Here is an 11,470-nt window from a genome sequence, read left to right on the forward strand (position 1 = left end):
ACGACTCGTGCGAGGTGTCGAGGTCGCTGTCAGGTGGTCGACGCTGCGGCCTCCAGCACGAGGCCCGCGACGTCGTCCGGATGCGAGATCCCGACGACATGGGAAGCCCCAGGGATCTGGATGGTGCGTCTGGCAGCGGCGCGTTCGGCCATCACCTGGTGAGCGTCCGCGGGGATGTTTCGATCGTCGGCGCCGAAGATGAACCAGCTCGGGACGGACTGCCACAGCGCGCGGTCGCCGAGGGGCTCGTTGAGTGCGGCGGCCGTGACGGGACGTTGGGTGATCGCCATGGCAGCCGCCGTGTCCTCGTCCAGATCGGCACAGAACTGGTCGTGGTACCTGGCCTGGTCGATGTAGAGGTCGACGCCGCCGGACCGGAGCGGAACCTCGACGAGCGTGTCGCCCAGGGTCGATCCCGGGGCCAGCGCTGACGCGTCCGCAGCGGTCTCGCCCGGCTGCAGGGCGAACCCGGCGACGTACACCGCGGCAGTGATGTCGCCGGCGCCCGGGTCCACCGCGGTCAGCACAGCGCCGCCATAGGAGTGGCCGACCAGCACGATCGGGCCGTCGAGGGTCCGGAGGAGATCGCTCAGCGGCGCCGCGTCGGTCGCGACTCCGCGCAGCGGGTTGGCGTAGGCGATGACGCGGTGCCCGCCGGCGCGGAGCGGCCCGATCAGCCCGTTCCAGCTGTCGGAGTCGGCGAACGCGCCGTGAACGAGGACGACAGTGACCATGAGTGCTTCTCCTCGAGTCTTCGTGCTGTGTGGTCAGGTCTCGAGCGTGGAGACCGGCTCGCCGGTCCGGACGATGTAGGTGGACAGCATCCGCCCCGTGTCCGGGCCGAGGTCGGTCGCGTTGTGGGGCACCCCGGGCGGGATGAGGAACCCGTCACCGGCGTTGAGCACAGTCGTGTCTGCGTCGCGACGCTCCATCCGCACCGTGCCGGCGACGATGTAGCCGACCTCCTCGCCTGGGTGGTGATGCCATCCGGACGACACGTCGACGGGGATCTCGGTGAGCACCTGCACGATGTCCCGGCCGGGGATCGAGGAGGTCGCGTGCTGGACCTCGGTGCGCTTGAGCGTGCGGGTGAGCTCGTCGCGGTCCAGCGGACCGGTGTCGCCGGTCTGTTCGGGTGTGGTGGTCACGGCGGTGCCTCTCGTGGGTGTCAGTCAGGACGTGTGAAGCAGCGCGAGCAGTTCCTGTGCCACCTCGTCGGGTTGGTCCTCCACGAGGAAGTGGCTGGCGTCCAGGCCGCGACCCCGGAGGTTCTGGGCCCAGGGCCGCCAGACGGCGAGCACGTCGCCGTAGAACCGGGGAAGCGCCCCGGCCGCGCTCCAGAGCACCAGGAGCGGGATGGTGATCCGCCGACCGGCGGCGCGGTCGTCGTCGTCGTGCTGTCGGTCGATGCCGGCGCCGGCTCGATAGTCCTCGCAGATGCCGTGCACGACCGAGGCGTCGTCGAGGATCTGCCTGTACACCCTCATCAGCTCGTCCGGATACCGGTCGGGGTGCCGGCCCAGGCCGAGGGTCCGGACGTGATGGTCGAAGAACGCCGACGGGTTGCTGTTGATGAGGTCCTCGGGCAGCGGTTCGGGCTGAGCGAGGAACGCCCAGTGCCAGTAGGTGAGGGCCATCAGCGCGTCCGCTCGAGCCCACACCTCACCGGTGGGCACCACGTCGAAGGCCGCCGCGGCGGTGACCACGTCGGGGTGGTCCAACGCGACTCGGTAGGCGATGCGCCCACCGCGGTCATGGCCGGCCACCGCGAACCGGTCAAGGCCCAGCGCTGCCATCAGCTCGACCAGGTCGTTGCCGAGCGCGCGTTTGGAGTAGGCGCTGTGGTCGCCCGAGGGACCGGGCCGGAACGACTGTCCGTATCCGGGCAGGTCGACGACGACCACGGTGTGCTTCGCCGTCAGCTGCCCGGCCACCGCATGCCACATGACGTGGGTCTGCGGGTAGCCGTGCAGCAGCAGCACCGGGGGGCCGTCGCCGCCGACGCGGGCGTAGATCGTGCCTCGGTCGACGTCCACCATCCGGGAGAGGAATCCGTCGAACATGTCGTCACCGGGTTCGTGGATGAGTCACGACGGGTCGGCGAGGAACCGCAGCAGCTCGCGGTTCACCTCGGCAGCGTGGGTGACCGGGTGGATGTGCGGGCCGCCCTCGATCTCGACGTACCGCGCGGCCGGGAGCGCGTCGTGCGCCCGGCGCCCCTGGCCATCGATGGACAGGATGCGGTCGGCGGTGCCGTGCATGATCAGGGCGGGCACGTCGACGCGTGCCAGGTCGGCCGTGAAGTCCTCGAGCCATCCCTGCGGGCACGCCCAGGTGGCATACGGGGAGGCATCTGCACCGGCGGACCACATCGCCCGGACGGTGTCCGCGCTGACAAGGGTGCCCTGGTAGGCGTCGAGGTTGAGGAAGTTGTCCATCATCCCGGTCAGCCAGGCGAAGCGGTCGTCGAGGATCGCCTGCTGCACCCCCTTGACCCCGGCCGCGTCGACACCTTTCGGGTTGTCCTGGCCGTGGGCGAACGTCGGCGTGAGGCTCTCGATGAACACCGCGCTGCGCAGCCGTTCGGTCCCGAACCGTCCGATGTACCGGGCGAGCTCGCCGGTCCCGAGCGAGAAGCTGACGATGCTGACGTCGCGCAGGTCCAGGGTGCGCAGCACCGTGTCGAGATCGCCGCTGAGCGTGTCGAAGTCGTAGCCCGTGGTCGCAGCGCTGGACCGACCGAACCCTCGTCGGTCGTAGTTGACGACCCGGAACCCGGCGTCCAGCAGCGGGTGCAGCTGCGGCTCCCAGGACCTGCCGTCGAAGGGCCACCCGTGCAGCAGGACCACCGGCCGGCCGCTGCCCTGATCCTCGTAGTACAGCTCGACGGGCGCCGAGTTCTCCTCTCCGACTGCGATGCTTCCCATCGTCGCTCCCTCGCTCGCGGTCCGTCGCTCAGGTCTTCGACGATGCCCCGCAAGCGTCGGCGGCGCGCGGGGGTCTGCCGGAGAAAGTTTCCGGAGAACCCGACGGTCGGACCGACCGGCCGGGCGGACGATGACCGGATGACTGCCTCCGTGATGGTTGTGGATGACGACGACCGGTTCCGCGGCCTGGCGAACAGGATTCTGGTCAAGTGCGGGTTCCGTCCGGAAAGTGAGGCGCGTAGTGTGTCGGATGCGTTGCAGCAGGTCACACACCGGATTCCCGATCTCGCCCTCGTCGACATCGATCTTCCTGACGGAAACGGCCTGGAATTGAGCAAGCAGCTGACGGCTCCGCCGTGGGGCGTGCGTGTCCTCCTCGTCTCCGTGGACAGCGACGCCGCCACCCAGAAGGACGCCTCCGACGCGGGGGCGGTCGGGTTCCTCCCCAAGAGCGAGCTGTCGTGCACCTCGCTGCACTCCCTTCTCGGCGACGGATGACGTGCGATGAACGGTGCATCCGTGGCGGAGCCGGTGCGCGTCTGCGTCGGAGAGGACGACGTCCTCCTCCGGCAAGGGGTCGTGCAAGTGCTGCGCGACGCGGGACTGGAGGTCGTCGCAGAGGCCGGAGACGCTCTCGAGCTCCTCGCGCTGACCCTGACCCACCGGCCCGACGTCGCCATCGTCGACATCGGCATGCCACCCCGCCGCGACGACGACGGCCTGCAGGTTGCGCTCGAGATCCGCCGGCGATTGCCTGACACCGGGGTCGTGGTGCTGACGCAGCACGACGACCCGCAGTATGCGATGGAGCTGATCGGCGATCGCGTCGACGGCGTGGGTTACCTCCTGAAGGAACGCGTCGGGGATGTCAGGGACTTCAGCGCCGCCGTCGTGCGGGTGGCGCGGGGCGGCACCGCACTCGACCCGACCGTGGTGGCGCACATGGTGCGGCCGCACCGGGTCCCGGACGAGCTTGCTCTCCTCACCGAGCGCGAGCTGGCGGTGCTGGGCGCGATGGCCGAGGGCCAGTCGAACCTCGGCATCGCACGAGCGCTGATGATCAGCGTCGCCGCCGTGGAGAAGCACGTGACCGCCATCTTCCGGAAGCTCGAGGTGAACTCGGACACCGGCGGGCACCGCCGCGTCCAGGCGGTTCTCCGCTTCCTGTCCCCGCAACGGACGTGAGCGTGAGTACCGCGGCAGCGGGAACGCCGAACCTCCCGACGACCGGTGTGGAGGACCCGACGGACGCGGCCGAACTTCCGATGGATGAGGTGCGCCGACTCGTCCACGAGGAGCTGTCCCTGCGTCGCGTGGCAGAGGTGGTCGCCACGGCCGGACCGGCCGACGACATCCTCACTGCCATCTGTCGAGCGGCGTCGGACCAGCTGGACGGCCAGGCGATCACCCTGCTCCGGTTCGTCACTGCCGACACCATCATCGCGGTCGCCTCACACGGCGGACCGGTTCCGCCCGGGACCCGAGTCGTTCACCAGCCTGGCTCCATGTCGGAGCAGGTGGCGCGGACCAAGCGGGCGACGCGGGTCGACGACTTCGCGCGACTTTCCAGCGCCGGCATCGTCGGAAAGTTCGGCATCCGAGCCGGCGTCGGGGTCCCCATCGTCATCGAGGGCCGAGTGTGGGGGATGTTCTCGGCGACGTCTCAGATCGGACCGCTGCCGCTCGACACCGAGACCCGGTTGGAGGGCTTTGCGCAGCTGATGTGGGCGGCCATCGCGACCACGGACGCTCGCGAAACTCTGCAAGGACTCGTCGACGAACAGGCGGCACTGCGTCACGTGGCCGAGCTCGTCGCACGCGAGTCGCCACCGTCCACGGTCATCGCCGCGGTGGTCCGAGAAGCCGCTCACGTCCTGGAGGCCTCCTCGGCCGCCGTCATCCGCGACGAGGGCCACGCGTTCTCGCTCGTCGCTGACGCTCACTTCCACCCCGACGTCGGCGAGCAGCACGCCGACGCCGCGGTCATCGTCGACGGAGAGCGCTGGGGCACGCTCACGGTGACCTCGGCTGCCACGGGCCACCCGGTCGACCGCGACCGGCTCAAACCGTTTGCGGACCTCATCGCCGCCGCGATCGCCAACGCCAAGAACCGGGACGACCTCACCCGGTCACGCGCGCGCGTCATCGCGGCCGCGGACGACGCACGCCGTCGCCTGCAACGCGACGTCCACGACGGCGCGCAGCAACGGCTGGTCCACACGATCATCACTCTGAAGCTCGCCAGAGACCGCGCCGCCGGCGGAGACGACGTCGCCGATCTGCTGGCCGAGGCGCTGACCAACGCGGAAGACGCCAACCGCCAGCTGCGTGACATCGTCCGCGGGATCCTGCCGGCGTCGCTCACCCGCGCCGGGCTCGCCGCGGGGGTCGAGTCGCTGATCGCCGGTACGCCCATCCTGGTCGACGTGCACCTGGACATCCCCCGGCTGGGGACGGCCGTCGAGACCACCGGCTACTTCACCGTCGCCGAGGCGATCAACAACGCGGTCAAGCACTCGCGGGCCACGCACATCCGAGTCATCGGCACGATCGACGAGGGCAGCGACGAGCTCGTCCTCACCGTCGAGGACGACGGCATCGGCGGCGCGGACCCTGCTCGGGGATCGGGATTGACCGGACTCAGGGACCGGATCGACGCCAGCAACGGGACGATCGTCGTCACCAGCCCGCCCGGTGTCGGCACCCTGATCACGGCCCGCATCCCCCTCCGGGCCGGTGGCCCTCAATGAGCCGCCGAACCGCCGACGCGTCCGAAGCTCCGGGCGCGGCCCCCGACGACAGGGAGCTCACGTGAGCAGGCAGTACGGATGCATCGCTTTCACCGACGACGTGCGCGAGGTCCAACGGCAGTACGGCAGCGCCGAGTTCTACGACCGGGTGCGGTCTCGGGCATCGGGTGCCACTGGTCCCGACCCGTTGGGACCGCGAGAGGCGGCGTTCCTGGCCGAACGAGACGGGTTCTACCTCTCCACCGTCAGCGAGACGGGATGGCCCTACGTCCAGTTCCGTGGCGGCCCCCCGGGCTTCGTCTCGGTGAGAGACGCGCACACCATTGCCTGGGCAGACTTCCGTGGCAATCTCCAGCACGTCTCCACGGGCAACCTGATCGGGGACCAGCGCGTGGCCATCATCGCGGTGGACTACAACCGGCGCGAGAGGCTCAAGGTGTTCGGGATGGCCCGGGTGGTCCGCATCGAGGACGACCCGGCCTACGTCTCGTCGTTGACCATCGACGACGACGACGCGGTGGTGGAGGCAGCCATCACCGTCACCGTCACCGCGTTCGACTGGAACTGCCCGCAGCACATCCCCCGGCGACTCACGCTCGACGAGGTCGACCAGCGGGTCGCCCCCCTTCGCGAACGCCTCATCCAGCTGGAGGCCGAGAATGCTGCTCTTCGGGAGGCGGCGAAGATCTGAGGGCGCCCGCATGCGTGAAGCGCTGCTCATGAGTCGCGGAGGGCCCTCAGGCCCGTTCGTAGTTCGCTGACGAGTATTTCGGGCTGCTCGAGAGCCGCGAAGTGTCCGCCCCTGTCGGCGACACCGACGTGGATCAGGTTGCTGTAGGCGGCCTCGATCCAGCTTCTCGGCATCCGGGGGATGTCTCCCGGGAAGACGGTCACGGCGACCGGCAACGTGAGCTTCGGGCCGGCCATGCTAGCCGTTCGGTTCTCCCAGTAGATCCGGGCGGACGACGCAGCACTGTTGGTGAACCAGGACAGCGATATCGCATCCAGCATGGTGTCGATGCTGAGGGCGTCCTCGGCGAGCCCGCGGTTGTCGGTCTTGGACTGGAACTTCTCGTAGATCCAGGCCGCCTGGCCGGCCGGCGAGTCCGCCAGTGCGAACCCGACAGTCTCCGGCTTCGTGCCCTGCAGGTGATTGGACCCGCCGAGCGGGCCGGCGTAGAGGGCCAGGCCGTCCACCGCGTGGCGCTCCTCGGGAGTCAGCGTCTCAGGAATGTGCTCCGGAAAGGCGTACGGGGTGCTCAGGTGAACACCGAGGAGACCCTCGGGTCGTATCGCGCCGAGGGCCGTGGTGACGGCCGCGCCCCAGTCGCCGCCGTGGGCCGCCCAGGAGCGGTAGCCGAGTCGGCGCATGAGCTCCGCCCAGGCTCGGGCTGTGCGGGCGACGTCCCATCCCGCGTCGGTCGGCTTGCCGGAGAAGCCGAACCCTGGCAGCGACGGAATGACGACGTCGAACGCGTCGGCGGCATCCCCGCCGAACGCGACGGGATCCGCGAGCGGTCCGATCAGGCTCAGGAAGTCGGCGACCGACGACGGCCACCCGTGCGTCAAGATCAACGGCAGCGCGTCGGGATTCGTGGACCTGACATGGACGAAGTGGATGTCGAGCCCGTCGATCGTCGTCAGGAACTGAGGGAAGGAGTTGAGCTCGGACTCGAAGCGGCGCCAGTCGTACTCGCGCTCCCAGTACGAGACGAGCGATCGGGCGTTCTCCACGGGGACGCCCTGCGACCAGTCACGGACGGTCTCCCGATCCGGCCAGCGCGTCCGGGCAAGCCGTTCCTTGAGGTCATCGAGTTCGACGTCCGGGATGGCGACGTGGAACGGTCGGATGCTTTCCGCAGGACTGGACGCCTTCATCGTGTGTTTCCCCTCGACTGTGGTGCACGCGCGACGGGCCGGCGTTGCACACTGGTGTGCAACATAGACCGATTGCACACTGATGTGCAATCATGGCGGGTGCAGAACGAGCCCTCCGGTCCTCGAGGCGGCGACACCCGGCAGCGCATCCTCGACGTGGCCATCGAGGTTCTCGGGACGACCCCGGACGCGAGCATGGGCGACGTGGCCTCGGCCGCCGGGGTGGTCAGACGGACCATCTACGGTTACTTCCCGTCCCGGTCTGACCTCTTGGTGGCTCTTGCGCAACGCGCCGCGAGCGAGATCGCGGCGGTCCTCGCCGAAGCTGCCCCGGTCGGCAAGGCGGCCGACGTGGCGTGGGCCGACTTCATCGCCCGCCTCTGGCCGTTGACACACCGGTACCGGGTGCTCGTGGTCCTGCGGCGCGGCGAGTTCGGAGAGGGCATCCACGCACTTCTCGGAAAGGTCGAGCAGTCACTAGCCGACCTGGTCGAACGGGGCCAGGAGAGCGGAACCTTCGGGTCTCACCTACCCTCGGGCGTCCTGAGCCAGGCGGCCTGGTCTGCGGTCTTCACCATCGCCGACGACGACCTGTCCCGGATGGAGCTGGACGTCTCCGCGGTGATCCTGACGAGCCTGCTCATGCTGGGGGTTCCGGAGTCACGCGCGAAGGTTCTGGCCGAGCAGGCGGGTCGGGCCTGAGCCGACGACGTGGGTCGACCATATTTAGATCACTGGGAATATAGTTCCAAGGCGTCTAGTTGGCGTGGTCATGGACCTCTTCGACTCCCTCGTGCGCTACGAGACCTACCTGTGGAACGAGCTCGACGACCGGCTCCGCGATGCGGGCTCGATATCGCTGGGAACGCTGTTCGCACTGCGGGTGATCCGCCGACATGAGGGTTCCTGCCGGGTGCAGGAGCTGCGATCCGAGCTCGGCATCACGGTGGGCGCGGCGAGCAAGCTGGTGGACCGCCTGGAGCGCGATGGCCTCGCGGTGCGCGCAGCCCACCCGACCGACCGCCGCTCCTCGCTGGTCGCGTTGACGCGGGCCGGAGACACCGCTCACGACGACGGTGTCGCGCTGGTTGACGCGGCTCTCACAGAGCACTTCGAGGGCATCGACCTGGGCGAGATGACGTCCACCCTGAACGTGCTGTTGGGACGGCTCAGGTCCCCGCTCGCGGCGGTGTCTGCGTGAGCGCGCGAGGCACGATCCGCGCCGCCTTCGACCAGATCGCCCGGGCGCACACCGACATGGAGGCCGGGACGATCGCCAGGAAGGGAGTGGTGGTCCTGTGATCCCGCTCGAGATCTCCACCGCCCGCGCCCTGGCTGATCGCGAGACACGGTCCACCCAGAGCAGCCAAGCCGGCGGGCATCTTCTTCGGATCGTGGCCCGGCTCAGGGCACACGACGTCGCCCGCCCAGACCCGCGAACCATCGACACGCCGACCGAAGGAGCCCTCCCGTGAACCAGCCCACCATCGCCGTCACCGGTGCCACGGGCCACATCGGCGGGCTCGTCGCCGCACACCTGGACGCCGCCGGCCGCGCGCAGCGGCTGCTCGTACGCGACCCAGCCAGTCCGCGACTGCCGCAGCTCGGGTCTGTCACCGAGGTCGCACGCATCGACTACGCCAACCACGACCTGTCAGAGGCGGCACTGCAGGGTGTCGAGGTGCTGTTCATGGTCTCCGCGCACGAGAGTCCCACCCGCACCGCCGAACACGCCGCCTTCATCGACGCGGCCGCCGCGGCCGGCGTGCGGCACGTCGTCTACACCTCGTTCGCCGCGGCAGCGCCTGACGCGACGTTCACCCTGGCCCGCGACCACTACGCGACCGAGGAGCTCCTGTCGGCCTCCGGCATGGCGTGGACGTTCCTGCGCGACACCTTCTACATCGACTTCATGGAGCAGCTCGTCGGCACAGACGGCGTCATCCGTGGCCCGGCCGGCAGCGGGAGGTGCGCGATCGTCGCTCGCGCCGACGTCGCCCGCGTCGCAGCCACGGTGCTCCTGGACCCGGACGCCCACGCCGGGAACACCTACGACCTCACCGGCCCACAGGAGCTGTCGCTGGCCGATGTCGCCCGCATCATCAACGACGTCCGCGGCCGCACCGTCACGTTCCACGACGAGACGATCGAGGAGGCCTACGCCTCCCGCGCCCCCTACGGCGCCCCGCCGTGGCAGCTCGACGCGTGGGTCAGCACCTACACCGCCATCGCCAGCAACGTCATGGCCGACCCGACAGACGCCGTCGAGAAGATCACTGGCACCCCGCCGACCAGCCTCGAGGACTTCCTCCGGAACCACGGATGAGCGCACGGGCTTGAGGGACCAACTCGGACAAGCCCGCCCGCACACGATCCAGACCGAATAGTCGAAGAACCCTGCATCTCGACAGGTGCGCCGATCGCGCGTCCAGCAGCAGTCCGGTCAGGCCTGCATGTCCACGAAGCGCGAGTAGTGGCCCTGGAACGCGACGACCAACGTGTCGGTCGGACCGTTTCTGTGCTTGGCGACGATGACATCGGCCTCGCCAGCGCGCGGGGACTCCTTCTCGTAGGCGTCCTCGCGGTGGAGCAGGATGACGATGTCGGCGTCCTGCTCGATCGAGCCCGACTCACGCAGGTCGCTCATCTGGGGGCGCTTGTCGGTGCGCTGCTCGGCGCCACGGTTCAGCTGGCTGATCGCGATGACCGGGACCTCGAGCTCCTTGGCCAGCAGCTTGAGGGCACGGGAGAACTCCGAGACCTCCTGCTGGCGGGACTCGACGCGCTTGCCCGACGACATGAGCTGCAGGTAGTCGATGACGACGAGCTTCAGGTCGTGGCGCTGCTTGAGGCGCCGGCACTTGGCGCGGATCTCCATGAGCGACATGTTCGGGGAGTCGTCGATGAACAGCGGGGCCTCGGAGATCTTGCCCATGGTCGCGGCGATCTTGGCCCAGTCGTCCTCGCCCATCTGACCGTTGCGCAGCTTCTGCAGGTGCACGCGCGCCTCGGCCGACAGCAGACGCATGGTGATCTCGTTGCGGCTCATCTCGAGCGAGAACACCACGGACGTCATGCCGTGCTTGATCGACGCCGACCGGACGATGTCGATGCCCATGGTCGACTTGCCGATGGCCGGGCGCGCGGCCAGGACGATCATCTGGCCGGGGTGCAGGCCGTTGGTGAGGCGGTCGAGGTCCGAGAAGCCGGTGGGCACGCCGATCATGCCCTCGCCGCGGTGGCCGGCCGCCTCGATCTCGTCGACCGTGCCGCCGATGATGTCGCCGAGGATGAGGTAGTCCTCCGACGAGCGCCGCTCGGTGACCGCGTAGACCTCGGCCTGGGCGTTGTTCACGATCTCGTCGACGTCGCCGCCGTCGGTGCCGTAGCCGAGCTGGACGATGCGCGTGCCCGCCTCGACGAGCTTGCGGAGCACCGAGCGCTCGCGCACGATCCGCGCGTAGTAGCCGGCGTTGGCGGCGGTCGGGACCGACGAGATGAGGGTGTGCAGGTACGGCGCACCGCCGATGCGGCCGATCTCACCGCGCTTGGTCAGCTCGTCGGCGACCGTGATCGCGTCGGCCGGCTCCCCGCGGCCGTAGAGGTCGAGGATCGCGTCGTACACGACCTCGTGCGCCGGGCGGTAGAAGTCGGTGCCACGGATCTGCTCGACGACGTCGGCGATCGCGTCCTTGGAGATCATCATGCCGCCGAGCACCGAACGCTCGGCGTCGAGGTCCTGCGGCGGGGTGCGGTCGTAGCCGCCGCCACCACGGTTCGAGCTGGCCGGCGCGCCGTACTCGAGCTCTTCGATCGTCATCGCTTCCCCATCGTCATCGTTCGAACATATGTACTCTGGGGGTGTGACACTCGCCCGCGCGAGGCCCACAGAACGTCCTCGCTCCCGGACGCTAT

The 11,470-nt window shown here is 69.2% G+C and carries 13 protein-coding genes; 7 read left to right on the forward strand and 6 right to left on the reverse strand.

The genetic code is table 11. The annotated features are described in order from the left end of the window. Positions 1-29 precede the first annotated feature (29 nt). Genes AC1DUE_RS01750 through AC1DUE_RS01765 form a run of 4 tightly spaced genes read right to left on the reverse strand, consistent with a single transcriptional unit; the run spans position 30 to position 2,927 of the window. Positions 30-734, reverse strand: a complete 705-nt coding sequence (locus tag AC1DUE_RS01750; protein WP_477037656.1) for an alpha/beta fold hydrolase — start codon at positions 732-734, stop codon at positions 30-32. Between the two features lie 33 nt (positions 735-767). Further along, positions 768-1,148 carry a cupin domain-containing protein gene (locus AC1DUE_RS01755; protein ID WP_477037657.1) on the reverse strand — a complete coding sequence of 127 codons (381 nt, stop codon included), beginning with the start codon at positions 1,146-1,148 and terminating at the stop codon, positions 768-770. Positions 1,149-1,172: 24 nt separating this feature from the next. Continuing rightward, a complete protein-coding gene (locus AC1DUE_RS01760; RefSeq protein ID WP_477037658.1) occupies positions 1,173-2,063 on the reverse strand; it encodes an alpha/beta fold hydrolase in 891 nt (296 codons plus the stop codon). A 24-nt stretch (positions 2,064-2,087) separates the two neighbouring features. Then, positions 2,088-2,927, reverse strand: coding sequence for an alpha/beta fold hydrolase (locus AC1DUE_RS01765; RefSeq protein WP_477037659.1), 840 nt, complete (start codon positions 2,925-2,927; stop codon positions 2,088-2,090). Between the two features lie 138 nt (positions 2,928-3,065). Between AC1DUE_RS01765 and AC1DUE_RS01770 the strand changes: the two genes are divergently transcribed. From AC1DUE_RS01770 to AC1DUE_RS01785, 4 genes are all read left to right on the forward strand, one after another. Beyond that, positions 3,066-3,425: a response regulator gene (locus tag AC1DUE_RS01770; RefSeq protein ID WP_477037660.1), complete on the forward strand. Its 360-nt coding sequence runs from the start codon at positions 3,066-3,068 to the stop codon at positions 3,423-3,425. A 21-nt stretch (positions 3,426-3,446) separates the two neighbouring features. Next, complete coding sequence (locus AC1DUE_RS01775; RefSeq protein WP_477037661.1) at positions 3,447-4,112, forward strand: response regulator transcription factor; 666 nt, start codon at positions 3,447-3,449, stop codon at positions 4,110-4,112. Between the two features lie 2 nt (positions 4,113-4,114). Next, a complete protein-coding gene (locus tag AC1DUE_RS01780) occupies positions 4,115-5,677 on the forward strand; it encodes a GAF domain-containing sensor histidine kinase (RefSeq protein ID WP_477037662.1) in 1,563 nt (520 codons plus the stop codon). 61 nt (positions 5,678-5,738) lie between these two features. Continuing rightward, a complete protein-coding gene (locus tag AC1DUE_RS01785; RefSeq protein ID WP_477037663.1) occupies positions 5,739-6,368 on the forward strand; it encodes a pyridoxamine 5'-phosphate oxidase family protein in 630 nt (209 codons plus the stop codon). Between the two features lie 26 nt (positions 6,369-6,394). Here the strand turns inward: AC1DUE_RS01785 and AC1DUE_RS01790 are convergent, their stop codons facing one another. Continuing rightward, a complete protein-coding gene (locus tag AC1DUE_RS01790) occupies positions 6,395-7,645 on the reverse strand; it encodes an epoxide hydrolase family protein (RefSeq protein WP_477037664.1) in 1,251 nt (416 codons plus the stop codon). Between the two features lie 9 nt (positions 7,646-7,654). Between AC1DUE_RS01790 and AC1DUE_RS01795 the strand changes: the two genes are divergently transcribed. The 3 genes from AC1DUE_RS01795 (at position 7,655) to AC1DUE_RS01805 (ending at position 9,881) form a co-directional block, all read left to right on the forward strand. After that, on the forward strand, positions 7,655-8,257 hold the full coding sequence (locus AC1DUE_RS01795) for a TetR/AcrR family transcriptional regulator (RefSeq protein WP_477037665.1): 603 nt from the start codon (positions 7,655-7,657) through the stop codon (positions 8,255-8,257). A 70-nt stretch (positions 8,258-8,327) separates the two neighbouring features. Next, positions 8,328-8,756: a MarR family winged helix-turn-helix transcriptional regulator gene (locus AC1DUE_RS01800; protein ID WP_477037666.1), complete on the forward strand. Its 429-nt coding sequence runs from the start codon at positions 8,328-8,330 to the stop codon at positions 8,754-8,756. Between the two features lie 270 nt (positions 8,757-9,026). Further along, on the forward strand, positions 9,027-9,881 hold the full coding sequence (locus AC1DUE_RS01805; RefSeq protein WP_477037667.1) for an SDR family oxidoreductase: 855 nt from the start codon (positions 9,027-9,029) through the stop codon (positions 9,879-9,881). Positions 9,882-9,998: 117 nt separating this feature from the next. On the opposite strand, the gene dnaB is transcribed toward AC1DUE_RS01805, so the two are convergent. Next, positions 9,999-11,375 (reverse strand): replicative DNA helicase, encoded by a 1,377-nt coding sequence (dnaB, locus tag AC1DUE_RS01810; protein ID WP_477037668.1) that lies wholly within the window; start codon positions 11,373-11,375, stop codon positions 9,999-10,001. Positions 11,376-11,470: the final 95 nt, after the last annotated feature.

It is taken from the genome of Cellulomonas sp. P4_A2, from assembly GCF_056402515.1.